A 24,498-nucleotide genomic window follows, 5' to 3' on the forward strand; every position below is an offset into this window, starting at 1 on the left:
CCGAAACCAACCTGCCGGTTTGTCACGTTTGGCACGTTCTATAATGCTCGTGTTGCAACCTAAAAGAGGAACGTATGGCTTTTACCGACAAACCCGAAAGCACAAACGAGGCGCAGGATCATTCCCAGCCGCTCGACGACGGCGGCTTTTTCTCCCTCAACGACGTCATCATGGCAGGCAGGCAACAGCTCACCCGCTCCGAGCATCTCTTGGCTGCCGACACGCGCCGCAATGCCCACAACCTACTCGCGAGCGCTAAGTTGCTCGTACTCGTCGTCATCGTCTCGCTCGCCATGGGCGTTGCCGCTTGGGCGTTTTTGGCCTCGTTGAATATCGCGACCGACTATCGCGAGCACCATACGTGGATTTACGCGCTGCTTCCCGTTGTGGGCGTTGCCACCGCATGGGTGTACAAAAACCACGGTCTTGCCGCCAAACGCGGTAACAACCTGGTCATCGACTCCGCTCTGGGCACACGCCTCATCCATAAGCGCATGGCCGTCCTCACCTTCGTCTGCTCCACGCTCACGCACCTAACGGGCGGATCGGCCGGTCGCGAGGGAGCCGCGGTGCAGATTGGCGGCACCATCGCCAGCAACATCTCAAGCCTCGCCCACCTCAAAAAGCATGACCACCACGACCTCATGCTCGCCGGCATCTCGTCGGCCTTTGGCGCCGTATTCGGTTCGCCCCTTGCCGGAGCTTTCTTTGGCATGGAGATGTGCTTTATCGGCAAGATCGACTACACCGCAGGGATCTACTGCCTGGTCGCCTCGTTTACCGGCTACTTTACATCACTCGCCCTGGGTACCGAGTACGAAGCGAATGCCATCGCCAGCGTTCCCGCCATGACACCCAAAACGGTCGTTATCGTTGTTATCAGCGCCATTATCTTCGGTCTGACGGCACGCCTCTTTGCCTGGTCGGTTCGAACCGTCAAGAGCCTGTACGGTCGCTTTATCACCAATTACCTCGTTCGCGCACTTATAGGCGCACTCGTGGTTTTGGCTGTCTATGCCCTCCTCGACGCCTGGGACTACGCCGGCCTTTCCACGTGGCTTTCGGGCGCCGGGTTTGCCGGCAACACCACCCTCGCCGACGCCGCCATCAAGCTCGTCGTAACGGCACTCACCCTGGGTGCCGGTTTCCAAGGCGGCGAGGTCACGCCCCTGTTTGGCATCGGTGCGGCACTCGGTGGCTGGATCGGTTGCCTTACCGGGCTCGACCCCAGTTTTCTGGCGGCTCTCGGCATGCTCGGCGTGTTCTGTGCCGGCCTTAACGTGCCCATCACCACCTGCATGATGGCCATCGACCTGTTCCACGGCACGGCCGCCGGGTTCTTTGTCATCGTGGCCTTTATCAGCTACCTCGCCGGCGGACACCGCGGCGTGTACCCTGCCCAGCGCATCATCTCACCCAAGCGCCGTTCGCTTATAGTGGATGAGGGCGGTACGGTAGCGGATGCTATCGAGCGCCACAACGACCTGATAGAGTAGACGTAAGTATTCGCCGTGCAGCCACAATCGGGGGGCAATTCGACCCGAGCGCGACCGCACCGTCACGCCATATGCCGGGAGTCGCCCATGCACGCAACTGATTTTGGTCGCACGCTCATCATCGCCAACCCAGCCGCCCAATCGGGTGCGGCGCGCGAAGTTGCCGAGCGCCTGCAACGCTTTTTGGACATGACTGCACGCGCATCCCAGTTTGACCTGGTATTGACCGAGCGTATGGGGCACGCCAAGGAGCTGGCCGCACAGGCTCAGGGCTATCGCACCGTTATCGCCCTTGGCGGCGACGGCGTGATCCACGAGGTCGTCAACGGGCTTATGGCACAAAAGGAGGACCCCCGCCCCGCTCTTGCCATCCTACCCGTGGGTTCCGGCAACGATTTTGCCCAAACGCTCGGTATAGAAGATTTCTCCGGCAATGATTTTGGCGCGCTGCTCACCTGCGAGCCGCAGCGTCAGGACATCGGTCGCATTCGCTCATGGAACCCCGCAAGCGGTAGCGGCGAGGCTACCGTTGAGTACTACGACCAGACGCTCTCCGTCGGTATTGACGCCGCCATCGGCCTGGGCACCACCGAGCTGCGCAAAAAGACGGGCCTCACCGGCGCTCCGCTCTACACCCTCTCGGGACTTGAACAGTTTGGCCTGCGCTATCGCAACTACCCCATGACAGTCAGCTTTGACGGCGCGCCCGCCGAGCGCGTGAGGGCGATCATCATGGCGATTCAGCTGGGCCCCACCTATGGCTCGGGCTATCGCATCTGTCCCGACGCCGACCCGTGCGACGGCATGCTCGACGTTTGCTACGCCTGCGGCCCCGTTCCGCGCGCGGTCGCGCTTCCCATGTTCCTTTCGGCCAAGGACGGCCACCATACCAAGTTGCCGCCGGTTTGCATGCGCCGCTGCCGCCATGCCGAGCTCACCTTTGGGGAGCCCGACTACCCCATCCAGGCCGACGGCGAACCTGTTATCGCCTCCCGCATCGAAGTCGACATCCTACCCGGCGCCCTCCAAGTCTGGCGTCCAACCCGCTAACCACCCCTAAGTTGCGGTGAAATAGGAACTGTTTATGCAGGTAAAGCCGCAAAACAGCCCCTATTTCACCGCAACTTATCGAGAAGATCACTCCTCCCCGCCCGGCTTGCGGCGGTTGGCCTTTTTAATGGCGTTGAAGTGCTTGTCATTAAGTCTGCGCTGGCGAGAGCGCTGAGGCACCTTGGTCTTTACGCGTCGACGCGGTGGACGCCCGCGACGCTCAAGCTCAGCGCGCAGCTTACGTAAACAGCAGCTACGATTTTGGAACTGACTGCGACTCTCGCGCGCCGTCACGGTAATCCCCGTAGGGATATGTTTCATGCGCACCGCCGAGTCCGTCGTGTTCACGCCTTGCCCACCCGGACCCGTCGCGCGAAACATCTGCACCTCGCAATCGCGCGCCAGCTCCTCGACCGACATCTCGGCATAGCGCGCATACTCACGCCATCCCATCGTGTTCTCATCCATATCAACACCTCCCCTCATACAAAAAATGTGACAAAGGGACAGTCCCTTTGTCACATCGCATACCAATCGCTTGTGTTGCGCGCTTAGGCGAAGGTGATCTCGCCGTTCTCACAGTCCATATCGGCGATACGGGCCAGGCTTTCAACGCGGAAGCCGCGCTCGCGGAGCTTATCGCCACCGCCCTGGAAGCCCTTCTCCACCGCAATGCCAATGCCGGACACCTCGGCACCCGCAGCCTCGCAGATCTTGATAAGACCCTCGAGCGCGCATCCGTTGGCCAGGAAGTCGTCGATAATCAGGACCTTGTCGCCCTCGGACAGGAAGCGCTTGCCAACGATGACCGGGTACTCCCTCTGCTTGGTAAAGGAATAGATGGTCGTGGCATACTGCTCGCCGTCGAGGTTGATGGACTGCGCCTTCTTGGCAAAGACCACCGGCACGCCGCCAAAATGCTGGGCTGCGATGCAGGCCATGCCAATGCCCGAAGCCTCGATCGTAAGGATCTTGTTAATCTCGACATCCTCGAACAGACGGGCCCACTCGGCGCCCATGTGGTCAAACAGCTCAACGTCGCACTGATGGTTGAGGAAAGCATCAACCTTAAGGACATTACCGGCCTTTACGATGCCGTCATGGCGAATACGGTCCTCAAGCTCCTGCATGGCGCAACCCCTTCTCGCGGCAACGATACCGCGCGATTAATAAACGTTGCTCGATAGTCTACCACGGACCGACCCCCGCCCGCCCCACAAGCCGCATCGCACCACAAAGCCGCATCGCACCACAAAGCCGCAAGCAGATAAACCGAGCTTACCAGCTGAATGCGATCGAGGCCCACGCCCAGCTCCTTTTGCATCACGGGCAGCGCCACGGTCACGACGGTCGAATCCAGACACACCATAAACGTCATGATGAGCACCGTAAACAGAATCGCCCATTTGCTCTTGCCATGGGTGTCTCCCTCAAGAGCGATGTGTTCGCGGCGCAGTTGCTCTGCGGTTTTCTCCATATCCATCCTTTCGAGTGGCGCAACACAAAAACGGGGCCCCAATCGCCTGCAAACAGTCGCGATTGGGGCCCCGCCTACGGTATCGGAACGAAAGGTCGCCGAAGCTTTCTGCCGGCATCGGCGCCTTGCACGAACGCTAGCCTAGCACTGCTCGAGCGCCTGCTCAAGGTCGGCAATCAGATCGGCCGTGTCCTCGAGGCCGCACGACAGGCGCACCATGTCGGCGGAGATACCACAGGCGATAAGCTCCTCATCGTTCATCTGGCGGTGCGTGGCGTTAGCGGGATGCAGGCAGCAAGTGCGGGCGTCGGCCACATGCGTGGCGATCTGAGCGAGCTTGAGGCTCTTCATAAAGGTCTCGGCCGCCGCGCGACCACCGTTAAAGCCAAAGCTCACAACGCCGCAGGTACCGTTGGGCATGTACTTTTGAGCTAGGTCATAGTACTTGTCGCCCTCCAGACCCGGATAGCTCACGAAGCGCACCTTGGGATGGCTCTGCAGGAACTTGGCAACAGCCAGGCCGTTCTCGCAATGACGCGGCATGCGCACATGCAGGCTCTCGAGCGAGCTGTTCAGGAAAAACGCCGCCTGCGGGTTCTGCATGGGGCCGAGGTCGCGCATGAGCTGAGCGGTTGCCTTGGTAATGAAGGCGCCCTCGCGACCGAACTTCTCGGCATAGGTCACGCCGTGGTAGCTCTCATCGGGCGTGGTGAGACCCGGGAACTTGTCCGCATGGGCCATCCAGTCAAACTGGCCGTGGTCGACGATCACGCCGCCCAGGCAGGCCCCATGTCCATCCATGTACTTGGTGGTGGAGTGCGTAACGATATCGGCGCCCCACTCAAAGGGACGGCACATCACGGGCGTCGGGAAGGTGTTGTCGACCATCAGCGGCACGCCGTGGTCATGCGCGGCCTTGGCAAAGCGCTCAATATCGAGCACGGCAAGGGCGGGGTTGGCGATCGTCTCGCCAAAGACGAGCTTGGTATTGGGCTCAAAGGCTGCCTCGAGCTCCTCATCGGTGCAATCGGGGGCAACGAACGTGCAGGTAACGCCCATACGACCCATGGTATGGGCAAGCAGGTTGTAGGTACCGCCGTAGATGGCCGAGCTTGCGACCACATGATCGCCGGCGCCGGCCACGTTAAAGATCGCGAGGAAGTTCGCGGCCATGCCCGAGCTCGTGAGCATCGCAGCGGTGCCGCCCTCCATCTCGCAGATCTTGGCAGCAACCAGATCGCACGTAGGGTTCTGCAGACGGCTGTAGAAATAGCCAGACTCCTCCAGGTCAAACAGCTTGCCCATGTGCTCGGACGTGTCGTACTTCCACGTGGTGGACTGGTAGATGGGCACCTGGCGCGGCTCCGCGTCTCCCGGGTGATAGCCGCCCTGAACACATGTCGTACCGATGGTCTGCTCGCTCATATCTAGCTCCCTTGCCTGGGTTACATTTTTATCCGGTTCACGATACCGCTACCCCGCACCCCTCTCAACCCATCCCCAAGGTAGGTTATGAGACAAATCAACCGGGGGCATTTATCGCAGATCTTGGCATTTATTCGATAGATAAAAATGAGGCATACATGAGGCTTTCGATGAACAAATGCATCGGCAAGGGTACCATAGGCGAGTACACCGTTACCGAGGAGACAACGATGAAGCAAATCGATACTGCCCAGCTCGACATCACCGCCTGTCAGGCTCAGGCTGCCGAATACCACGCCCGTGGCTTTAACTGCGCACAGGCCGTCGCCTGCACGCTCGCACCCGCCGTCGGGCTCGACCCCCAGACCGCCTTTATCCTCACCGAGGGCTTTGGCGCCGGCATGGGCGGCATGACCGAGACCTGCGGCGCTATCTCGGGCGCCGTGGCCATCATGGGCTTTGTAATGAGCGACGGCATGGATAACCCCAAGACCAAGGGCCAGACTTACAAGCTGTCGCGCGAAATCGCCAAGCGTTTTAAAACGAAAAACACGACGACCGTCTGCGGCACGCTCAAGGGCATCGGATCGGACAATGGTCCGCTCCGCAGCTGCCCCGGCTGCATCGACGACGCCATCGAGATCGCCTGCGATGTGCTAAAGCAGCTCGCCGAGTAAACGGCGGCAACAGAAAACGACGGCTGGCGTGCTTGGGATTCATCCAAAAGCACGCCGGCCGTCGCCGTTAGAACTCGGCAAATTTGGGAGCGCCAACCTCAATCTCCTCGCGCCCCGCCATAAGCTCGCGCATCTTAGCGCAAAACGGCTCCTGCTCCCCCGCCTTAAACACCAAATGAATCGTCACGGCATCCGCGTAATCGGTATCCGAAACCTTGGCACCCGAATCCTGCGCCAAACGAAGCACCTGCTCATACTGCGGATAGGCCACGTGCACGTCAACAGGCACGATGCTCGTCATCTCAACGACCTGCCCTGCCTCCTGAGCAGCTGCCACCGCCGCCTGCGTCGCCGCGGTATAGGCGCGCACCAAGCCACCGGGCCCCAACAGCGTGCCGCCAAAATAGCGCGTCACCACGCAGCAAACATTTTTGAGCCCAGCGCCGCGCAACACCTCGAGCGTCGGCATGCCGCTCGTGCGGCTCGGCTCACCGTCATCACTCTGACGCTCGCGTCCATCGACCAAAATCCATGCGGGAACATTGTGTCGAGCGTCGTAATGACGCTTGCGAACCATCTCGATGAAGGCATTCGCCTCATCCTCGGATTCAATATGGACCAGCTGGGCAATAAACCGGCTCTTGCGATCCACAAACTCGCCAGAAGCCTCAATATTCGATCGCAGAGTAAAGTAGCTGTCCAACAAAGCCCCTCAACAAAACTAAGCGCGGCAACAAACAGCCTCAATAATACGGCAAAGACAGCACCGTTGCCCTCGCCAATAAGAGCGAAAATGCCAATGATGCCGTCACCAACAGCGAGAACCCGTCAGCGCGAGCAAGGTGCCTTGAAAGACGAGATTGCAACAGAAATGAGGCTGCCGATGACCAGGCAAAAACAGCGAGATGCCAAGAACGGAACCGCCGATGATTCCGTCAACGAAAGCGAGAACCCGTCAGCGCGAGCAAGGTGCCTTGAAAGACGAGGGCATTGACCTTATGGTCATGCCCGAAGGCTTGAAAGGCAGATTGTCGCGCTGACGGGTTCGCAGCGTCAACAAAGTGCCGAGTGGGCCTATAAGCCGGGTTCTGTCGTGAACGGTCATTTATCTTGTCTGCACGTTACCGTGCAGCTCCACGCACGCTACCCGAACGCGGACCGGGCCGGCCCATAGCGTTCCTATTCGCGCTTGCTCCGGATGGGGCTTGCCAAGCCGCCGTGTTGCCACGACGCTGGTGGTCTCTTACACCACCGTTTCAGCTTTTCCCTTTACGCCTTGCGGCGCAGGTGGGAGTCTTCTTTTCTGCGGCGCTTTCCGTCGGATCACTCCGCCCGGCCGTTAGCCGGCATCCCGCCCTCTGGAGCCCGGACTTTCCTCACGCGTGCCGCAAGCAGCACATCGCGCGACCGTCTGGCCCACTCAGCAGTGCAAGAGTGTAACACACCGTTGCCGCAGGCAAAGACACAACACAAGCGTTCGACACGATATACCAAGAACCATGCCATGCGGTACAATAGGGTCGTCGATGGGCAACGTCGCCAGTCGAGACGCGACCGCGCTCCGCACCCCTCCGTCTACTCGGTGCGTTCCCGCCTCCTCCCCGAGGCGGGATGTCGGCATTTTCATGCACCGACAACCCAATAGCCTGTGAACAGTCCGGACAGCGTTGCGCACGAGTAGCATTGCGCACCTCACCGGCAAACGCAAAAAGGGACCCGTCCATTGCGGACGGATCCCTTAAAGCAAGTGATCGTCAAACCGATTTACTCGGCGTCGGTCTCCTCGTCCTTCTTCTCGGAAGGCAGCGGGGTAACCTCGATCTCGACGCCCAGAGTCTCAGCAGCGGACTTCATAGACAGGGAGATACGACGACGGTCGAGGTCGATCTCCATGACCTTGACCTGAACCTTGTCGCCAACGTGGGTGACCTGAGAAGGCTGGTCGACGTGCTTGTTGGCCATCTCGGAGATATGCACCAGGCCCTCGATGCCCTCGCCCAGATCGACGAAAGCACCAAACGGGACAAGCTTGGTCACAGTGCCCTCGACGATAGCGCCGACGGGGTACTTCTTGACCAGTGCGCGCCACGGATCCTCGGTGGTCTGCTTGAGACCCAGGGAGATGCGCTCGCGGTTGAGATCGACATCGAGAACCTCGACCTCGACCTCCTGGCCGACCTTGACAACCTCGGAAGGATGGTTGACGTGGTTCCAGGAGAGCTCGGAGATGTGGATGAGACCGTCGATACCGCCGAGGTCGACGAAGGCGCCGAAGTCGACGATGGAGGAAACGGTGCCCTGGAGACGCATGCCAGACTTGAGCTTGGACAGGATCTCGGAACGCTCGGCCTTACGGGACTCCTCAAGCACGACGCGACGGGAGAGAACGACGTTGTTGCGGTTGCGGTCCATCTCGATGACGCGGGCCTCGATGCGGGTGCCCATGTAGGAGGTGAGGTCCTTGACGCGACGGAGGTCGACGAGGGAAGCGGGCAGGAAGCCACGCAGGCCGATGTCGAGGATCAGGCCGCCCTTGACAACCTCGATAACCTCGCCCTCGACGTTCTCGCCGGAGTTGAACTTCTCCTCGATGCGGTTCCAAGCACGCTCGTACTCGGCACGCTTCTTGGAAAGGACCAGACGACCGTCCTTGTCCTCCTTCTGGAGAACCAGGGCCTCGATGGAATCACCGAGTGCAACGATGTCTGCAGGGTTAGCGTCCTTGCGGATGGACAGCTCGCGGACCGGGATAACGCCCTCGGACTTGAATCCGATGTCAACGAGCACCTCGTCATGCTCGATCTTAACGACAGTACCGTTAACGAGATCGCCCTCATCAAAGTCGGTAATCGTACCGTCGATGAGGTTGTTCATCTCCTCCTCGTTGACATCGTCAAGAGAGAAAATGGACGAGTTCTGAATCTCACTCAAAGGTGGACCCCTTTCGAACTACGGGGCCCCGATTGCTAGGACCTACAGAAGGGTGCGACAAGCACACAACGTTTAGGAACACTCGGGAGCCGACAGATACTAATGTGACGCTTATGCAATCACGTTCGTATAGGTTACGTGGAAATCACTTCGATTTCAAGCGTGAACTGCGATTTTTTACTCGTATGGAGACTTTTTCGCAATCTTGTGAACGACCGTCTCCATAAGTTGACGATGAGCAGCTAGGCACACTGCTTTGGGGTAAAGTATCCCAGACATACGATTCTGGAACGATTTTTCGAGAAAGGTGCCCGCGTGCTCAAAGCAGTCGTTTTCGATATGGACGAGACGCTTCTTAGCATCAACCTCAACGCGTTCATCCTTCGCTATTTTAAGGATGTCTCGTCGATGCTCGCGGATATCGGACGTCGCAGCCGCGGGGGCACGATGGCGCGCCTCGGCACCATCCTGGTCGACCTCAACGCCAATCGCCGCAGCAGCACGGACAATCGCACCAATCTTGAGTTTTACCAGACCGAGGTCGAGCGCCGGTGCGGCATTTGCCTCTCGGACCCACTTATCTACGAGGCGTTTACCTACTACGATCACGAAGTTCTGCCGTACAAGAACGATGACATGATCAACGCAAAAGCCATGCCGGGTGCGCACGCCGCGCTTCAAGCCGTACAGGACGCGGGGCTGCGCTGCGCGCTCTTCACCAACCCCAGCTTTCCCCAAGGGGCCATCGAGTGCCGCATGGGCTGGGGCGAGCTGGCAGACGCGCCCTTCGAGCTCGTAACGCACATGGGCAACGCCACGCGCTGCAAGCCCGATGCCACATATTATCTAGAGCAGCTGCAGGTCATGGGGCTCGAGCCGCACGAGGTCCTTATGGTGGGCAACGACCCCAAGCGCGACTTCCCCAGCCCCGACTGCGGCATTCAAACCGCCTATGTGGGCCAAGGAAAGCCCGGCCGAGCCACCTGGCGTGGAACCATGGAAGACTTCGCCCGCGACTTTAACGCCGTAGTAGAAGCCTTCTACGAGCACCAAATAGCCGACGAACTAAGCTAGTCCCCAAATCAGGAATGGGGCGCACATTTGCCCCACGCTTCGTTACGTGGGCAACGGCTTGAGGGCAAGATGCGATGCCCCAGTGTCCTAGGCCGTGATCATTTTGACGCGTTCGCCGATTTTGGCGTCGCGCTTGTCGGAAATAACAGTAAAGCCCTCCAGGTCGCACACCTTTACATTTGAAAACACGTGGAACTTGGAGCTATCGGCGAGTACGTAACTCGCTTGGGAATTCTGCATCACGATACGTTTTTTGATAGCCTCGGGATAACCTGGCGTCATGATACCGCGGTCCTCGTCCACCGCGTTGACACCTATAAACGCCCGGTCAAAGTACAGCTCGCGCAGCGCGCTCTCAACCATAGGACCGGTGAGCGAGCAGGTAACGGGGTTGAAGTCGCCGCCAATTACCACCACCTTAGCAGCAAGCTCGCCCGTAAACCGACATGCATAGCCGTTGGTGGTGTAGATAGTCACCGGCTTGTCGACGAGCAGGCTCAGGAGCGCCGTCGCGGTGTTACCGGAGTCGACAGCGAGATGAGACCGTCACGCCCGAAGACCCCGCTTTCGCCGCCGAGGAACGCGCGGCGCACGTGGCCCATGAGGAGCGGCTCGAGCATATCGAGGGGCTCCTTCCCAAGAAGGGAAACGACCCTGCGGGACGACACGGCGAAAACCATCGTTGATTCCGGCAAGAGACGCCGTTTCTCTGGTACCTTCATCTTCAACCCAGACCGACAATGCCGGCCAGGCACTTAACCCAAAAGGAGACAGCATGCCCAACGAGCTCAGCTATGAGGTCAGCCTCGAGCGCAGCAGCCAGATCCGCGCCGACCTGCCGCAGCACCCCGAGAAGTACACCATGCTCACCGGCGACCGCCCCACCGGCCGTCTGCACCTGGGCCACTACTTCGGCACGCTCAAGAGCCGTGTCGAGCTGCAGAACATGGGCGTGCACACCAACGTGCTCATCGCCGACTACCAGGTCATCACCGACCGCGACAGCACCGATAACATCCAGGACAACGTCTACAACATGGTCATCGACTACCTGGCCTGCGGCCTGGACCCCGACAAGACGATGATCTACACGCACTCCGCCGTGCCCGCGGCAAACCAGCTTATGCTGCCGTTCTTGTCGCTCGTCTCCGAGGCCCTGCTGCAGCGCAACCCCACCGTCAAGGCCGAGATGGAGGCCAGCGGTCATGAGCTCACCGGCCTTTTGCTCACCTACCCCGTGCACCAGGCGTGCGACATCCTGTTCTGCAAGGGCAACGTGGTGCCGGTCGGGCGCGACCAGCTGCCGCACATCGAGCTCACCCGCACCATCGCACGCAAGTTCAACAACCGCTACGGCAAGGTGTTCCCCGAGGTCGACGCGCTGCTGTCCGATACGCCGCTGCTGCCCGGCCTTGACGGGCGCAAGATGAGCAAGTCCTACGGCAACGCCATCAACATCTCCATGACCGCCGAGGAGACGGCCAAGCGCATCAAGAAGAGCCAGACCGACGGCGAGCGCATGATCACGTTTGACCCCGAGAACCGCCCCGGCGTGTCCGGTCTGCTTTCGACAGCCGCCATCTGCACCGGTCGTTCAGAGGTTGAGATTGCCGAAGAGATTGGCATGGGCGGCTCCGGTCAGCTTAAGAAATACGTGACCGAGGCGGTCAACGAGTACTTCGCGCCGATCCGCGAGCGTCGCCAGCGCTATGAGAACGACCTGGACTATGTGAAGGACGTGCTGCACGAGGGCAACCGCCGCGCTAACGAGGTCGCCGAGGCCACGCTCGCCGAGGTACGCGAAGCCATGGGAATGGTGTACTAAGCCATCCGGCTCGCGGAAACGCGCCGCGACACGCGAATGGGCCATCTTCACGTGTCCACGCCTTCGACATAGCCAAGGTCTTACGAGGTGGGCGATAATAAGCCCGCCTCGTTTTTTACGTTGTATGGGGGATTGCATGTACCGACTTGTTGCCAGCGATATGGATGAGACGTTTCTCGATGCCGACCACGCCATCCCGGCGTCCAATCTCCGAGCACTCAAACGCATGAGGGAGCTCGGTGTGCTGTTCGTCCCTTCGAGCGGGCGATGGTATTCCTCTATCATGGACAACTTCTCGGGGGAGGCCCGCGAGCTGATCGAAGACGGCTATGTGCTCTCCTATAACGGCGGCTTCATCAACCGCGTGGGAGACCCCACCCCGCTCACCACCTGCGGCCTTTCCAACGAATGCGCGAACGCGATCTATGCAAAGGGGCTCGAACTCGGACTCTGCATGCACGTCAACGTCGCCGACGGCCACGTGTTCGTGAATGACGCACCCACACGGGAGCGCGACTATCTGGAATCGATCACCGGGGTCACTCATTTTCGCGGATCTGACCATCCCGACCTCTCATTCCTTGAAGGCCGTGGCATCGTGAAGATCCTGTACGTCGACTGGGACTTCGATGAGCTGCAGGAATTGGGCCGCAAGCTCGCGCCGATGGCCGAGCGACTCGGCGTTGACATCACCTTCTCCTCCAAGCGCTACCTCGAACTCATGCCCGCAGGCGTTGACAAAGGGACGGGGCTCACGCGCCTTGCCGATATGCTGGGAATTCCGATGTCCGAGGTCATCGCCGTTGGTGATTCCGCAAACGACCTCTCCATGATCAAGGCGGCGGGACTGGGCGTCGGCGTGGCGAATGTCACCGACGACGTGCGGCCGTATTGCGATGTCGTCCTTGAAACGGCTGGGACTGAGGGTGCGTTCTCCGAACTCATCGAGCGATTCCTTGAACCCCAACGACCACATGTCGCTGTGTCTTTCTATTTGTAACCCTTGATTAACTTATGGAGAGGCTGTGTGCTCGTCGGTCTACGACTTGGGTCTCAGAGAATTAGCTATAGTTAACTTAATGAAGGCACAGGCGAATTAAAGACCTTCGACACGAACGTTGCGCCTTCCCTCCCCTCGCGCAACACCTCTTTGGAAAGGCGCCCCGCGCATGTGGGGCGCCTTTCTTGACTACAATGGCGATATCGATTGAAAGTGAGGGCGGCATGGCAGACCGGGACACCGACGGATTCTTCAACCGCGTATACGACATGGTACGCCAGGTGCCCTGCGGCATGGTTGCCACATATGGTCAGATCGCCAAGCTCGTTGGTGAGCCCCGTCGAGCCCGATACGTGGGATACGCCCTGCACGTCAATCCGGAACCCGGCACCATCCCCTGTCATCGCATCGTATTCGCCGACGGACGCCTCGCGGAGGGGTTCGCCTTCGGTGGGCCCGAGGCGCAGCGCACACTGCTCGAGGACGAAGGCGTTGCCTTCCTCGCCAACGGACATGTCGACCTGCAGGCCTCTCGCTGGCCAGCGGGCCTGGTATGACAAGGGGCGCCGACAGCGCCCCTTCCCGTTTTGGATCCTTGGCAGGCAACCCAATCAAACGGTCGCCTCGAGTGCGTCCCCCGCGCGGTCGAGTGTGCTTCTGACCTTGGCACCCTGTTTGAACCACGTGCGCAGGTCCTCGAGCGTGCTGCCCACTTGCATACACCTTGATTTTGCGACCACCCCTCGTGGTCACCGTGCAGCGGTCGCCGCTCTCGCTGTTCTCGTGCGCCGTGATCTTCTTGAGGTAATCGCGGCGAAACGCCACGACGCGGGCGTTGCTGATCTCGATGAACCAATCGTCATCGACAAGCGAAGTACCCGTGGCACCTCGGCTTGCCATCTCCTCGGAGAAGGAGAAACCGAGCGCGCGCTCCTGCCTGCCGATCTCGAGGATGCCGCGGGCCGGCATGCCGAGCATGAGCAGGGGCAGGAACCCCCCTATGAACAGGAACAGGAACGGGATGAGCACGAGCAGGCGCGCACCCTCGTCGGTGAAGACCGCCATGAAGGCGAGGACGAGCGAGAAGACGAGGGCCATGCCGTTGAAAACAATCGTCAACGGCTTGATGGCAGACCAACACAGGCCCGCCTTGGTCATGGGACCGTCGACGGCGTCCGAGACTTCGATGCCCTCTTCCTCCAGACGGGCGAGGAGGTTGAGCGAGCACACCCCCTCGAGGCTTATCGAGCAGAACTTCCGGTCGCCCTCGAACAGGTCGATCCTCATCATCTGCGCGTGAAGCGTTGCACGGGTGATGTTGCCAAACGTCGTCTCCTTGCGGATGCCGAAGGCGTTACGCGAGAGAATGCGCCCACCGTCCACGTCGATACGCGGGATGCTCAGCAAGGCCCAGATAGCCATACCCGCGAGCGCCATGGCATGACCGAACCACACAAGTTCGTGGTCCCACTCGCCCAGCGAGACGCCCTGCCAGACGTAGACACCCAGCATGAGCAGTTCGAACGCGACGGCGCAGCAGGCGATGATCGTGCGGATGGCTGCGGGCATGCGCACCGTGAAGCAATCGAGGCTGTCCGTTGCCTCGCTGCGCTCGCTCGCGCCGCGGCGGGCGACCCATGCAGTGAGCGGGCCGACGATGAACACGGTCATACCGACGCGCAGAATGGATTCGAGCAGATTACTCATAGGGGCCACCGCCTCGAGCTCTGGAGATTAACTGCAGGAAACGCTGCCAGAACGATGGGATGCGCACAACGTAAGGAGCCGCGTATCGGCAAGCGGCGGCATCGCAATCGCCCGGCGAACAGATGATGATCGGCGCCGGGCCAGACGAATTAAACAAAAGGGTGGTCGACGGCGCCCTCGCAGGCGCACCGTCGACCACCCTTCACGTCGCAGCGACCCTACGAGCCGTCCGAAACGAAACGCACTCCGCCAGAGCGCTACCCAATCTTGCGGATGCTCGGGATCGCCCAGGTGATGCCTGCTAGGATCACCATTGCAGCACCGATGAGCACGAAGCACGCGCTTACGCCGATGGCGTCCGCGAACAAGGTCGATGCGACGAGCCCCACGGGCATAGCCCAGCTGCAGACCGCTCCGTACAGACCGAAGACGCGGCCCATGCACTCGGGATCGACGCGCTCCTGCATGAGCGCCATCTGCGGCGCGCTGTACAGCGGACTCGAGACCCCCATCGCGAACGTAAGCCCCAGAAACACAACGAGCGCGGAAGGGGGCACGAGGCCGCCCGCGAGCGCGGCGGCTCCGATGAGGCCGATGGCCAGCGTGCACGAAAGAGCGCGGTTCTTAAGGCCACCCGTCGCCCCGATCCAGCCGCTCGCCGCGATCATGCCGACCGAGAACGCGATCTCCGCGATAGCCGACTGCGTAGTGGTGCCCCCAAAATGGTCGAACACCATGAGCGGGAACAGCGCGGATATGGGCGAGAACAGGACCGAGAAGGCGAAGCCGATCCAGAGCATGGCGAACAGACCGTGATGGCGTTTGAGCTCGCGGTACCCGTTGGCCGTCTCCAATAGGAAGGCCCGCACCGCGCGGTGCGACGCCTCGGCGTTCTCCTCGGGCGTATGGCGCTCGGGCGCCGGCGTCTTGATGCCGGAGGTCGCCACCGCGATGCTCGCGAGCACCGCCCCGGCGACATCGAGCGCGATCATGAAAGTCAGACCAAACGCCGGGTAGACCGCCGCGGCGATGGCGTTGCCGATGATATAGCTACCCGACTGCATGAACTGCAGCATGCCCGCCAGCTTGCCGAGCACCTCGGGCGGGGCGATGAGCGGTGTGAGCGCGTTGAAGGCGGGCGTATGGAGCGTGCTGCCCAGCGCACGGACGAACAGCACCGCCGCCACAACGGCGACAGAAAGGTCGCCCCGAAGCGAGCCGAAGACAAGCGTGAGGCTCACGGCCGCGATGAAGAGATCGGCGCCGATCATGAGACGCTTGATGGACGTGCGGTCCACGATGGTGCCCGCGAAGGCGCCGAGGAGCGCCATGGGCAAGAAGGCCGCCAGGCTCACGAACGACAGGGCGCTCGCGGAGCCGGTGGTGAGGGTGACGTGCCAGATGAGACCCATCTGCAGAATGGAGCTCGTGAGCACGGAGAAGAACTCGCCGATCCAGACGATGGCGAGCGAGCGCTTCCAAGAAGCGCAGGGGTTCGGTTGTGTCATGGAATAATCCTTTGATGCGATCGGTGGTATGCAGCGAAGTACCGGTCGCTCACGCGACCGTGGCTAGAGCCAAATGGAAGCAAGCATGGTGCAGCTCCCCTTTCCAAATCTAGAGGTAAACCTTCAGCCGTGAGTGGAGCTATTATAGGGACTTGCGAGCCAAGATGCAACAGGAAGACCTCTACGGAGCGTAGATGCCGGGCGCCCCGAACCACTTATGCCATGAGAGACGGCATCCGATTCTCCTTGACTTGGTCTCAATGTGATATCACAATGCAATCAGCAGTCGCACGGACTGCTCGGGGACTCGCCTCCTCCCCATCGCAATCTGGAGCGCGGCGCCGGGGACGTCACGCAAACGCCGGCGCAGTCGTGAAAGGAACTCACAATGAGCGTGGAAAAGCAACTCAAGGCCAAGTCGGGCTACGGCATGCTCGTCGCCGTGGCGGTGGCGCTCATCGCCATCATCGGCCTCTTTATCTGGAGCACCATCGGGCTCGCGAGCACGCCCGACGGCGTCGACGCGCCCGCAGTCTACGGATGGGGGCTCGGCCTCAGCATCCTCGCGTTTTGCCTGTGGTTCATCCCACTCAACGGATTCTTCTCGCTGCAGCCCGGCCAGGCGCGCGTGTGCATCCTGTTCGGCAAGTACGTGGGCACCGTCCGCGACGAGGGCTTCTTCTGGGCCAACCCGTTCTTTAGCAAGAGCATGGGCGGATCGGCCGGGATCGGCGAGATGATCGAGCTCGAGATGAGCGATTCCAAGGCCGCCAAGGCCGCGGCGCAGAAGGCCGCCAAGGGCAACCCCACCACTATCTCCACCCGCGTGCGCACCCTGAATGGCGAGCGCCTGAAGGTCAACGACAAAATGGGCAACCCCATCGAGATCGCAACCGTCGTGGTGTGGCACGTCGCCGATACCGCCAAGGCGCTCTTCGACGTCGACGACTACCAGAGCTATGTCGCCATGCAGGCCGAGACGGCGCTGCGCCACGTGGCGAGCGTGTACGCCTACGACCACCTGGAGGACGAGTCCGATGCCGCCGGCGCCATCACGCTGCGCGCCAATGTGGAAGAGGTCTCCGAAGCCCTGCGCCGCGAGCTCGCGATGCGCCTGGCGCCCGCCGGCGTCGAGGTCGACGATGCACGTCTCACGCACCTCGCCTACTCCCCCGAGATCGCCCAGGCGATGCTGCGCCGCCAGCAGGCCGAGGCCGTCATCGCCGCACGCAAGAAGATCGTCGAGGGCGCGGTCTCCATGGTCGACATGGCCGTGAAGGAGATGGCTGCCGGCGGCACCATCGAGCTCGACGACGAGCGCAAGGCGCAGATGGCCAGCAACCTCATGGTGGTGCTCTGCGGTGAATCCGAGGCGCACCCGGTGCTCAACGCAGGCTCGCTGTACTAACCCCAACACCAATGAGTAATTTGGGGACGGGTGCAAAATTGCACATTCGACAAGAAGGCACGTCATGGCACGCAAGCAGTATCCACTCCGTATAGACCCCGCTATCTGGGAGGCCGTCCAACGCTGGGCGGACGATGAGATGCGCAGCGCCAACGGTCAGGTGGAATGGATCTTGCGAGACGCCCTCAAACGCGCGGGAAGGCTGCCGAAGAAAGAGCCCTCGTTCAAGGGCACGCCCAAAGGCGAAGAGGGCTAAGCCGGGAAGACAGGGCTCGGCCGCTGCCGACGTCGGGACAAAGCCGCGCCCCGCGCCGCGGTCGAGGCAGAGCTGAGCCCCGCCGCTCCAAAGTCGAGCCGAACGGCGGGGCCAACACCAACCCAAAGCAAGCTCGCCCCCTCTATACGCACCAACCGGTCCCCGGAGGCATCCGCCTTTGGGGACCGTTCTTTTCCCAGCTAAATGTCGTATATAAAGCCTTTTGACAGCTCGATTTTGCCCCGTGGGGGTCAAATATAAAGACCTTTGATGGTACGATGCTCGCGTCAATGACATGGTGGCTCTCGACAGGGGTCACCCCGACCCTCTAGGGAGCAAACGCATGGAGCTGGGCTCGCACATCAAGGAGCATCGCACGGAGCTCGGACTGTCCCAAGACGATCTGGCGGAGCGCATCTACGTGTCGCGCCAGACCATCAGCAACTGGGAGTGCGGCCGTACGTATCCGGATGTCCAGAGCCTGCTGCTGCTTTCCAACGTGTTCGGGGTGACCGTGGACTCCCTCATCAAAGGAGATGTGGAAACCATGGCACAGGTAATGAACGAAGCGGTCAAGAAGTACAACGCCCTATCCACAATCACGGTCGTGAGTGCGGTCGTGTTTTTGGTGCTGAGCGCGTGGGCGGCGTTCCAGTTCGAATGGGGCTGGGGCATGCACATCGCGCCCACCGCGGCGTTTGCCGCCGTGGCGCTCGTCGTGATGCTCGTGGCGTTCGTGTATATGGAACGCATGAAGAAGCAGCACGACCTCGTCACGTACCGCGAGGTGTTGGCGTTTAGCCGCGGCGAGCAGGTCGATCGCGACACGCTCGAGGGGCGCCGTGAGCGCGAGATGAACCCTTGGGTCAAGGGCACGCGCAACGCGGTGCAGATCATCATCGGCGCCATCGCCGGCGGACTGGTGGGCGTCGGCATCGGCATGCTCGCCAAGATGCTGAGTTAAAAGCGCGGGTACGCACCCGTTCCCCGAAATGGTATCCCCCTTAGCCCCCATTCTGAAGATGTATGCCAGAATGGGGGCGATTCCCGTTAGGAGGTGCCCCATGAACGTCACCGTACGCGCGTCCCTCATCGCATTGATCGCAATCGTTGGCGCCTGCTGGGCAATCCCCGTCCTCCTGGTGAGGGTCGTCCCACCCGATGCCGGCATGATCGCCATGATGGCGCTGATCTACCCCGTGCTCCCCGCAACTGCAATCACCCTCGGCCTGCTCGCCGCGAACTCCGCGAGGACGCTCTTCTGGGTACCCGCGGCGCTCGGAATCGGACCCGCGGTCCTGTTTCCCCTCAAGGTCGAGGGCAGCCAGGACCTTGCGTTCCATGGGGTTGCCTATACCGCAATCGGCTACGCCGCCATGGGCCTGTACACTTGGATGACTGCTCGACAACATCGCTAAGCCATCGCAGCAACAATCATGCAGGTAAACCCCGTGCAAAACAGTTTTTGCAGCGCCCGGCAAGCCTTGCCGCATATGATGTACAACAGATTCGATAGCGCACCCGGCGTGTTCGCGGGACGCTCCTTCACGACCGGGAGGTGACGATGGACATCAGCAACCAGATCAAGACGCGGCGCGAGGCGATGGGCCTCTCGCAAGAGCAACTTGCCGAGAAGCTCTATGTATCGCGTCAGACGATCAGCAACTGGGAGCGGGACAAGACGTATCCGGACGTCCAGAGTCTGCTCATGCTGAGCATCCTATTCGACACCTCCATAGACACGCTCGTGAAGGGAGACGTGACCGTTATGGAAGAGGCAGTCGAAAGAGATCGCAAGCGCATGGGAACGCGGATGCTATGGCTGGCCGTGCTGATGCTCGCGTTGCTGGCGGTGGCGTTCGCACTGATACTGTCGCCGGCGTTTAACTGGATGGAGGGCACCTGGGGCGCCGGCGTCGCCGCGGCTGCGGCGTTCCTGCCGGCGATAGCGGCGCTTGTTGTCGCGACCGTCCTCGAGCGCATCAAGCGCGAGAACGACCTGGTGACATACCGCGAGATCCTCGCTGTCCGCAATGCAGACAGGTGCTTTACAGCCACAAGCGCGATAGTTTCAACAACAAGATGCAGTGCCCCAGAGCCCCTAGCAGTCGACGATGGTCTTGCCGATCATGATGTTGAGGATCTCGACGTCGGTATCCTTCATGCCAACGCGGCCCACATAGCCCATGCTGGCGATCGTCTCTTCCACCGTATCCTGAATCAGGCCCTCGCCGGCGCGGAAGCCGCGGCCCTGCATGGCCATATCGTGGCCCAGAATCGCCGCATCAACGGCTGCGGAAATCTTGGCGGCACAGCTCGCCTTGGCGCCATCGCACACGATGCCGCCCACGTTGCCGAGCGTATTCGAGACCGTCGCGCCGATCTGATCACGCGTGCCACCGCACAGCCAGGTAATCGCAGCGCCGGCACCGCACGCGGCGCAAATAGCACCGCAAAACGCCGAAAGTGCACCAATATAGCTTTTGATATGCACGGCAATAAGATCGGACAGCATCACGGCGCGCACCAGGCGCTCGTGGTCGCAGCGCAGGTACTCGGCATATTCCATAACGGGCAATGCGCAGGTAATGCCCTGATTGCCCGAGCCGCACACAATGGCGACCGGCAGCGCGCAGCCGTTCATGCGGGCGTCGGACCCGGCGGCCGCACGGGCACGGGCACGGCAGGCGACGTCATCGGCGCGAGCGCCCAGCAGCGTACGGCCCACCTCGGCGCCCCAAGCGTGCGCCAGGCCCTCGGCACTGATCGCACCGTTCAGCTCAATCTGACGCTCAACGGCAGCGCGAGCACCCTCAACATCGCCGTCCTCAATAAAGTCGACGATGGTCTCGATCGACATGGGCGTGTCGGCGCTATCTGCCGCGCGCTCGGCCACCACGCGCTCGGCGCAGGCGGCACACTCCCCCACCGACTTGCCGCATACCGGAATACCGTCGAGTGTATGGCACGTGACATTGGTGTGGTGGTCGGTAATCTCGACGACCGCGGTATGCCCCCCGGCCGTGGCAGTCACCTTGATGTAGAGGTTGGGCACGCCCTCGACAAGCGACACATCGCAGTAGCCGGCATCGGCGAGGAGCTCGGCCACGCGAGCACGGTCTTTATCGTCAACACTCTCGAGCACCTCGAGCGCGCTCTTGGCGTCGCCGCCCACGGCACCCAGCACGGCCGCGGCTTCAATACCATGCATACCGCCCGAGTTAGGCACGGTCACGCTCTTTACGTTCTTGATGATGTTGCCCGAGCAGGCAACATCCATATGATCGGGTTCGCAACCGAGCGTCTGGCTCGCCAGCGCCGCTGCATAGGCAACGGCAATGGGCTCGGTGCAGCCGAGCGCACAGACAAGCTCGCGGTTCAAAACATCGCAAAACGCGGTATCACGAAGGGAATCGGCAGGCATAGGTATCTCCTACTTGTATAACGGGTTGCTCTCGCAAGTATCAACTTCTCCATTTGATAACAAGGCACCAAAAACCGCAAGTCGAGTTCCGGCAGACGGCCGCCAGAAGCAAATTGGCGGCATTTTTCGTGATGGGCTAATGTTCGCGTCCGCTAAAGCGTTTGACCAAAAAACGCCCGAGTGTTTAGGCAAAAGACGCGCTATCATGCAGTCGAACGCGGTAAAACCTTTAGCAATTCCGCCGCACGGACCAGAGAGGAACCACTCATGAAGATCGGTATCGGCAACGACCACGCCGCCGTCGAGCTCAAGAACATCATTTCCGAGCACCTGAAGGAGCGCGGCTGCGAGGTCGTGAACTTTGGCACCGACACCTCCGAGAGCTTTGATTACCCCATCGCCGGCTACAAGGTGGGTAAGGCCGTGGCCAACGGTGACGTCGACCTGGGTATCCTAATCTGCGGTACCGGCGTCGGCATCAGCCTGGCCGCCAACAAGGTCGAAGGTGTTCGCGCCGTCGTATGCTCCGAGCCCTTCAGCGCCAAGCTCTCCCGCATGCACAACAACACCAACGTGCTCGCCTTTGGCGCCCGCGTCGTGGGCTCCGAGCTCGCCAAGATGATTGTCGACGAGTGGCTCGACGCCGAGTTTGAGGGCGGCCGCCACGAGCGTCGCGTCAATCTCATCAACGAGATTGACCAGACCCGCGGACTCAAGGTCGTCGACGAGGCTTAAAGACCTACAAAGCCATATGCTAACGCCAGCCCCCCGCCCGGAAGAAACATCCGGACGGGGGCTGTTTAGTAGATTTTTGGGATATACCTAGAAATCTACTGGAATAAAAAGGGCGCCGCGGATGGAATTCCGCGGCGCCAAAGCCACACGCTAACAGCTTTGAGGAGTCAAAGCTGGTTTAGCCAAAGAAGCGCTTGATCTCGATCTCGGCGTTCTCCAGGCAGTCGGAGCCGTGGATCACGTTGGCGTTGACATCGACAGCGAAGTCGCCGCGAATGGTGCCGGGGGCAGCGTCAAGCGGGTTGGTAGCGCCCATAAGGGTGCGCATCTTGGAGACAGCAGAAAGACCGGAAACGACCATCTTGACGACCGGACCGCTCGTCATAAAGTCGCAGAGACCGCCAAAGAAAGGCTTGTCGGCCAGATGAGCGTAGTGCTCCTCGACGGTAGCGCGCTCGAGCGTGGTCATCTCCATGCGCTCGATGACAAGGCCGCTGCGCTCAATGCGAGCAACGATCTCGCCGATCTTGCGATCGCGCACAGCGTCGGGCTTAATCATAATGAAGGTCTTCTCGATAGCCATAAGGTAGCCTTTCAAGTAGGTTCGCGCGTGCCCAAGTCCCATTCCGGCACCCGCCTGGACTGCATCGTAACAGAGTTTTAGCTGCAGTTAAACAAAAAACTGTTTATTGAAACACTACAATTTATTAAAACGTTCCATATGTGTCACTTCTGTTTCGAAGCCCGATTAGAGTACCATCCGACCGCGCATCAACCGCACCGAACCGAGCGGACGGTCGGTTGCCGCCCGTGAACGTAGCCCCTTCACAACCTGCCCAAAGGTCCTACAGAAGTTATCGACAAGCCCCTTTCCCATTGCAACAAAATACGGGCGTCCACTGCAGCAGACGCCCGTAAAGGCAAAAACGATTTATCAATAAATGGCCAAAGCCGCTTCAACTAAACCCTTACTTTGCCCCATGGCCCATCTCGACGACCTTGGTCAGCGATCCAAGCACACCTTCGTCGGCAACGAGTTGTGCCTGGGCACGCTGCAGCTGCACGGCAACGGCGGCAGGGGCGGTACCGCCCTCGGTCGTGCGTGCAGCGACAATCGACGGGATGTCGAGCGCCTCGGTAATGTCGTGCTCAAAGAGCGGGCTTGCCTCTTGGAACACCTCAAACGGCAGGTCCTCAAGATTGCAGCCGCGCTTCTCGCACATCAGGACCAAATGGCCCACCACGGCGTGGGCCTCGCGGAACGGCAGGCCACGCTTGGCCAGGTAGTCGGCAACGTCGGTGGCGGCAAGGTGCCCCACGCCGCACTCGCGCGCCATGGCATCCTCGTTGACGGTCCAGGTCGAGATCATACCGGCCATAACGGACAGGCACTGCATGAGCGTATGGGCGGTATCGAGCGCGCCCTCCTTGTCCTCCTGCAAGTCCTTGTTATAGGCGAGCGGCAGGCCCTTCATGGTCACGAGCAGCTGCACCAGGTTGCCATAGACTCGGCCGCTCTTGCCGCGGATAAGCTCGGCAAAATCGGGGTTCTTCTTCTGCGGCATGATGGACGAGCCAGTGGAATACGAGTCGGAAAGCGTGATAAAGCCAAATTCGGAGCTCGACCACAGCACGATCTCCTCGGAAAGACGCGACAGGTGCATCGCCATGACGGAGCCGGCGTAATGCAGATCGAGGAGGAAATCACGGTCGGAAACCGCATCGAGCGAGTTGGGAATCACGCCCGCAAAGCCAAGTTCGGCGGCCGTCATCTGACGATCGAGCGGATAGCTCGTACCGGCAAGCGCGGCAGCGCCCAGCGGGCAGTTGTCGGCAGCATCAAAGGCGGCCTTCAGGCGTGTAAAGTCGCGCGCGAACATCCAAGAATACGCCAGCAGATGATGCGACAGCAGCACGGGCTGAGCATGCTGCATGTGCGTGTAACCCGGCAGAATCACCTTGTCGTACTGTTTGGCCGCATCCACCAGCACGTGGCGCAGCTCAAGATTGGCCTCCATGAGCTCCTTGGCCAGCGCCTTGACGCCCAGGCGTGTATCGGTCGCCACCTGGTCGTTGCGCGAACGCCCGGTATGCAGGCGCTTGCCCGCCTCGCCGATGCGACGGGTCAGCTCGCTCTCGATGGACATATGAATGTCCTCGTCGTTGATATCGAAGGTGAAGTTGCCGGCATCGATATCCTGTTCGATTGCGGTCAGACCCTCGGCAATCGCCTGCTCGTCCTTTGCACTGATAATGCCCTGGGCCGCCAGCATCTTGGCATGTGCCTTAGAGCCAGCGATATCCTGCTTATAGAGATGTTTGTCGACCGGCAGCGACGCGCCAAACTCCTGCGTGACCTCGGCCACGCCTGTCTCAAAACGACCGCCCCAAAGAGCCATGGAACCGTCCCCTTTCTCCAAATACCAAAACAAGCGCCCAAAGCAAAGCGCCATGTCGCTAAAGCGATTTATCAACCGCTAGTTTTGCACATTCCCCACCGAGCGC

Annotated in this window: 23 protein-coding genes, 1 other RNA gene and 1 pseudogene; 13 read left to right on the plus strand and 12 right to left on the minus strand. The window is 60.7% G+C overall.

The features are described from left to right. Nucleotides 1-74 precede the first annotated feature (74 nt). Together ACTQXM_RS03405 and ACTQXM_RS03410 are read left to right on the plus strand one after the other, a co-directional pair. Nucleotides 75-1,496, plus strand: a complete 1,422-nt coding sequence (locus tag ACTQXM_RS03405; RefSeq protein WP_441536923.1) for a chloride channel protein — start codon at nucleotides 75-77, stop codon at nucleotides 1,494-1,496. 87 nt (nucleotides 1,497-1,583) lie between these two features. Beyond that, nucleotides 1,584-2,546, plus strand: coding sequence for a diacylglycerol/lipid kinase family protein (locus ACTQXM_RS03410; protein WP_441536922.1), 963 nt, complete (start codon nucleotides 1,584-1,586; stop codon nucleotides 2,544-2,546). Nucleotides 2,547-2,633: 87 nt separating this feature from the next. Here the strand turns inward: ACTQXM_RS03410 and ACTQXM_RS03415 are convergent, their stop codons facing one another. From ACTQXM_RS03415 to ACTQXM_RS03430, 4 genes are all read right to left on the minus strand, one after another. Further along, nucleotides 2,634-3,014: a peptide chain release factor family protein gene (locus tag ACTQXM_RS03415; protein ID WP_441536921.1), complete on the minus strand. Its 381-nt coding sequence runs from the start codon at nucleotides 3,012-3,014 to the stop codon at nucleotides 2,634-2,636. Between the two features lie 83 nt (nucleotides 3,015-3,097). Beyond that, entirely contained in the window at nucleotides 3,098-3,676 is a 579-nt protein-coding gene (locus tag ACTQXM_RS03420; RefSeq protein ID WP_154515325.1) for a xanthine phosphoribosyltransferase, read from the minus strand. Then, nucleotides 3,634-4,023: a hypothetical protein gene (locus ACTQXM_RS03425; RefSeq protein ID WP_441536920.1), complete on the minus strand. Its 390-nt coding sequence runs from the start codon at nucleotides 4,021-4,023 to the stop codon at nucleotides 3,634-3,636. Before ACTQXM_RS03425 ends, ACTQXM_RS03420 begins: the two co-directional genes overlap by 43 nt. 141 nt (nucleotides 4,024-4,164) lie before the next feature. Then, nucleotides 4,165-5,448: an O-acetylhomoserine aminocarboxypropyltransferase/cysteine synthase family protein gene (locus ACTQXM_RS03430; RefSeq protein ID WP_427719685.1), complete on the minus strand. Its 1,284-nt coding sequence runs from the start codon at nucleotides 5,446-5,448 to the stop codon at nucleotides 4,165-4,167. Nucleotides 5,449-5,618: 170 nt separating this feature from the next. Between ACTQXM_RS03430 and ACTQXM_RS03435 the strand changes: the two genes are divergently transcribed. Next, nucleotides 5,619-6,125, plus strand: a complete 507-nt coding sequence (locus tag ACTQXM_RS03435) for a C-GCAxxG-C-C family protein (RefSeq protein WP_427727569.1) — start codon at nucleotides 5,619-5,621, stop codon at nucleotides 6,123-6,125. Nucleotides 6,126-6,192: 67 nt separating this feature from the next. Here the strand turns inward: ACTQXM_RS03435 and ACTQXM_RS03440 are convergent, their stop codons facing one another. From ACTQXM_RS03440 to rpsA, 3 genes are all read right to left on the minus strand, one after another. Continuing rightward, on the minus strand, nucleotides 6,193-6,831 hold the full coding sequence (locus ACTQXM_RS03440) for a YigZ family protein (RefSeq protein ID WP_441535886.1): 639 nt from the start codon (nucleotides 6,829-6,831) through the stop codon (nucleotides 6,193-6,195). 355 nt (nucleotides 6,832-7,186) lie between these two features. Next, an RNA gene (rnpB, locus tag ACTQXM_RS03445) (RNase P RNA component class A) lies at nucleotides 7,187-7,548 on the minus strand. 341 nt (nucleotides 7,549-7,889) lie between these two features. After that, complete coding sequence (rpsA, locus tag ACTQXM_RS03450) at nucleotides 7,890-9,056, minus strand: 30S ribosomal protein S1 (RefSeq protein ID WP_154515317.1); 1,167 nt, start codon at nucleotides 9,054-9,056, stop codon at nucleotides 7,890-7,892. Between the two features lie 315 nt (nucleotides 9,057-9,371). Between rpsA and ACTQXM_RS03455 the strand changes: the two genes are divergently transcribed. Then, nucleotides 9,372-10,130 carry an HAD family hydrolase gene (locus tag ACTQXM_RS03455; RefSeq protein ID WP_441536919.1) on the plus strand — a complete coding sequence of 253 codons (759 nt, stop codon included), beginning with the start codon at nucleotides 9,372-9,374 and terminating at the stop codon, nucleotides 10,128-10,130. 87 nt (nucleotides 10,131-10,217) lie between these two features. Here ACTQXM_RS03455 and ACTQXM_RS03460 read toward each other — a convergent pair whose 3' ends face one another. Continuing rightward, nucleotides 10,218-10,607, minus strand: a complete 390-nt coding sequence (locus tag ACTQXM_RS03460) for a hypothetical protein (RefSeq protein ID WP_118098410.1) — start codon at nucleotides 10,605-10,607, stop codon at nucleotides 10,218-10,220. Nucleotides 10,608-10,905: 298 nt separating this feature from the next. Between ACTQXM_RS03460 and trpS the strand changes: the two genes are divergently transcribed. The 3 genes from trpS to ACTQXM_RS03475 all read left to right on the plus strand — a co-directional run bounded on the left by trpS (nucleotide 10,906) and on the right by ACTQXM_RS03475 (nucleotide 13,512). Further along, entirely contained in the window at nucleotides 10,906-11,955 is a 1,050-nt protein-coding gene (gene trpS / locus ACTQXM_RS03465; protein WP_441536918.1) for a tryptophan--tRNA ligase, read from the plus strand. Between the two features lie 160 nt (nucleotides 11,956-12,115). Continuing rightward, a complete protein-coding gene (locus ACTQXM_RS03470; protein ID WP_441031853.1) occupies nucleotides 12,116-12,955 on the plus strand; it encodes an HAD family hydrolase in 840 nt (279 codons plus the stop codon). A 194-nt stretch (nucleotides 12,956-13,149) separates the two neighbouring features. After that, complete coding sequence (locus ACTQXM_RS03475) at nucleotides 13,150-13,512, plus strand: MGMT family protein (RefSeq protein WP_199407147.1); 363 nt, start codon at nucleotides 13,150-13,152, stop codon at nucleotides 13,510-13,512. 1,407 nt (nucleotides 13,513-14,919) lie between these two features. Here ACTQXM_RS03475 and ACTQXM_RS03480 read toward each other — a convergent pair. Continuing rightward, on the minus strand, nucleotides 14,920-16,170 hold the full coding sequence (locus ACTQXM_RS03480) for an MFS transporter (RefSeq protein WP_427719692.1): 1,251 nt from the start codon (nucleotides 16,168-16,170) through the stop codon (nucleotides 14,920-14,922). A 388-nt stretch (nucleotides 16,171-16,558) separates the two neighbouring features. Here ACTQXM_RS03480 and ACTQXM_RS03485 point away from each other — a divergent pair, with 388 nt between their 5' ends. From ACTQXM_RS03485 to ACTQXM_RS03505, 5 genes and pseudogenes are all read left to right on the plus strand, one after another. Continuing rightward, nucleotides 16,559-17,578 carry an SPFH domain-containing protein gene (locus ACTQXM_RS03485; RefSeq protein WP_117734981.1) on the plus strand — a complete coding sequence of 340 codons (1,020 nt, stop codon included), beginning with the start codon at nucleotides 16,559-16,561 and terminating at the stop codon, nucleotides 17,576-17,578. Nucleotides 17,579-17,642: 64 nt separating this feature from the next. Then, nucleotides 17,643-17,834, plus strand: a complete 192-nt coding sequence (locus tag ACTQXM_RS03490) for an Arc family DNA binding domain-containing protein (RefSeq protein WP_117734980.1) — start codon at nucleotides 17,643-17,645, stop codon at nucleotides 17,832-17,834. Between the two features lie 343 nt (nucleotides 17,835-18,177). Continuing rightward, a complete protein-coding gene (locus ACTQXM_RS03495) occupies nucleotides 18,178-18,798 on the plus strand; it encodes a helix-turn-helix domain-containing protein (protein WP_117762863.1) in 621 nt (206 codons plus the stop codon). A 178-nt stretch (nucleotides 18,799-18,976) separates the two neighbouring features. After that, on the plus strand, nucleotides 18,977-19,252 hold the full coding sequence (locus ACTQXM_RS03500; RefSeq protein WP_441547603.1) for a hypothetical protein: 276 nt from the start codon (nucleotides 18,977-18,979) through the stop codon (nucleotides 19,250-19,252). A 146-nt stretch (nucleotides 19,253-19,398) separates the two neighbouring features. After that, nucleotides 19,399-19,569 (plus strand): annotated as a pseudogene (locus ACTQXM_RS03505) (helix-turn-helix transcriptional regulator); the annotation flags it as partial. 366 nt (nucleotides 19,570-19,935) lie between these two features. Here ACTQXM_RS03505 and ACTQXM_RS03510 read toward each other — a convergent pair. After that, the gene (locus tag ACTQXM_RS03510) at nucleotides 19,936-21,258 is read right to left on the minus strand and encodes an L-cysteine desulfidase family protein (RefSeq protein ID WP_441536916.1); all 1,323 of its coding nucleotides are present in this window, start codon (nucleotides 21,256-21,258) and stop codon (nucleotides 19,936-19,938) included. A gap of 267 nt (nucleotides 21,259-21,525) precedes the next feature. Here ACTQXM_RS03510 and rpiB point away from each other — a divergent pair, with 267 nt between their 5' ends. Then, nucleotides 21,526-21,993 (plus strand): ribose 5-phosphate isomerase B, encoded by a 468-nt coding sequence (rpiB, locus tag ACTQXM_RS03515; RefSeq protein WP_427719257.1) that lies wholly within the window; start codon nucleotides 21,526-21,528, stop codon nucleotides 21,991-21,993. A gap of 178 nt (nucleotides 21,994-22,171) precedes the next feature. Here rpiB and ndk read toward each other — a convergent pair whose 3' ends face one another. Beyond that, entirely contained in the window at nucleotides 22,172-22,576 is a 405-nt protein-coding gene (ndk, locus tag ACTQXM_RS03520) for a nucleoside-diphosphate kinase (protein WP_055251725.1), read from the minus strand. A gap of 385 nt (nucleotides 22,577-22,961) precedes the next feature. After that, nucleotides 22,962-24,392 carry an argininosuccinate lyase gene (gene argH, locus ACTQXM_RS03525; RefSeq protein WP_427747767.1) on the minus strand — a complete coding sequence of 477 codons (1,431 nt, stop codon included), beginning with the start codon at nucleotides 24,390-24,392 and terminating at the stop codon, nucleotides 22,962-22,964. Between the last annotated feature and the right edge of the window lie 106 nt (nucleotides 24,393-24,498).

It is taken from the genome of Collinsella sp. LCP19S3_D3, assembly GCF_052121455.1.
Classification (GTDB): domain Bacteria; phylum Actinomycetota; class Coriobacteriia; order Coriobacteriales; family Coriobacteriaceae; genus Collinsella.

Bases quoted from the DNA above. Each gene is read 5' to 3' on its own strand.
- ACTQXM_RS03475 (WP_199407147.1), top strand. From the start codon at position 13,150: ATGGCGATATCGATTGAAAGTGAGGGCGGCATGGCAGACCGGGACACC.
- ACTQXM_RS03420 (WP_154515325.1), bottom strand. From the start codon at position 3,676: ATGCAGGAGCTTGAGGACCGTATTCGCCATGACGGCATCGTAAAGGCC.
- ACTQXM_RS03510 (WP_441536916.1), bottom strand. From the start codon at position 21,258: ATGCCTGCCGATTCCCTTCGTGATACCGCGTTTTGCGATGTTTTGAAC.
- ACTQXM_RS03405 (WP_441536923.1), top strand. From the start codon at position 75: ATGGCTTTTACCGACAAACCCGAAAGCACAAACGAGGCGCAGGATCAT.
- ACTQXM_RS03425 (WP_441536920.1), bottom strand. From the start codon at position 4,023: ATGGAGAAAACCGCAGAGCAACTGCGCCGCGAACACATCGCTCTTGAG.
- rpiB (WP_427719257.1), top strand. From the start codon at position 21,526: ATGAAGATCGGTATCGGCAACGACCACGCCGCCGTCGAGCTCAAGAAC.
- ndk (WP_055251725.1), bottom strand. From the start codon at position 22,576: ATGGCTATCGAGAAGACCTTCATTATGATTAAGCCCGACGCTGTGCGC.
- ACTQXM_RS03410 (WP_441536922.1), top strand. From the start codon at position 1,584: ATGCACGCAACTGATTTTGGTCGCACGCTCATCATCGCCAACCCAGCC.
- ACTQXM_RS03470 (WP_441031853.1), top strand. From the start codon at position 12,116: ATGGATGAGACGTTTCTCGATGCCGACCACGCCATCCCGGCGTCCAAT.
- ACTQXM_RS03415 (WP_441536921.1), bottom strand. From the start codon at position 3,014: ATGGATGAGAACACGATGGGATGGCGTGAGTATGCGCGCTATGCCGAG.
- ACTQXM_RS03435 (WP_427727569.1), top strand. From the start codon at position 5,619: ATGAACAAATGCATCGGCAAGGGTACCATAGGCGAGTACACCGTTACC.
- ACTQXM_RS03490 (WP_117734980.1), top strand. From the start codon at position 17,643: ATGGCACGCAAGCAGTATCCACTCCGTATAGACCCCGCTATCTGGGAG.
- ACTQXM_RS03480 (WP_427719692.1), bottom strand. From the start codon at position 16,170: ATGACACAACCGAACCCCTGCGCTTCTTGGAAGCGCTCGCTCGCCATC.
- trpS (WP_441536918.1), top strand. From the start codon at position 10,906: ATGCCCAACGAGCTCAGCTATGAGGTCAGCCTCGAGCGCAGCAGCCAG.
- argH (WP_427747767.1), bottom strand. From the start codon at position 24,392: ATGGCTCTTTGGGGCGGTCGTTTTGAGACAGGCGTGGCCGAGGTCACG.
- ACTQXM_RS03495 (WP_117762863.1), top strand. From the start codon at position 18,178: ATGGAGCTGGGCTCGCACATCAAGGAGCATCGCACGGAGCTCGGACTG.
- ACTQXM_RS03485 (WP_117734981.1), top strand. From the start codon at position 16,559: ATGAGCGTGGAAAAGCAACTCAAGGCCAAGTCGGGCTACGGCATGCTC.
- ACTQXM_RS03430 (WP_427719685.1), bottom strand. From the start codon at position 5,448: ATGAGCGAGCAGACCATCGGTACGACATGTGTTCAGGGCGGCTATCAC.